1 protein-coding gene is annotated in these 231 nt (G+C 61.0%); it reads left to right on the top strand.

From position 1 onward, the window contains the following. Window positions 1-43 precede the first annotated feature (43 nt). A partial coding sequence (locus R0J88_RS23970; RefSeq protein ID WP_410901453.1) for a hypothetical protein occupies window positions 44-231 on the top strand: 188 nt, incomplete at its 3' end.

Here is a 231-nt window from a genome sequence, read left to right as displayed (position 1 = left end):
CTACGACGGCTACAAACTAAACGAAGGGCCGGAAGGTGGCTCGGTGAAACTGGTTGGTATCAATACTGCCCTGACCGACACCGATGGCTCCGAAACCCTCAACGTTAGCCTCAGCGGCATCCCGAAAGGCACTGTACTCAGCGATGGTGCAGGCCACACGGTCACGGTAGGCAGCGCACCGGTGGATGTAACCGGCTGGAAACTCAGCGGCCTGACCCTGACGCCGCCGGC

This window comes from Pseudoalteromonas sp. SIMBA_162 (assembly GCF_046535955.1).
In the GTDB taxonomy this organism is placed as follows: domain Bacteria; phylum Pseudomonadota; class Gammaproteobacteria; order Enterobacterales; family Alteromonadaceae; genus Pseudoalteromonas; species Pseudoalteromonas marina.
The sequence above is the reverse complement of the archived record's forward strand: the minus strand, read 5'-3'. Positions and strand labels throughout refer to the sequence as shown.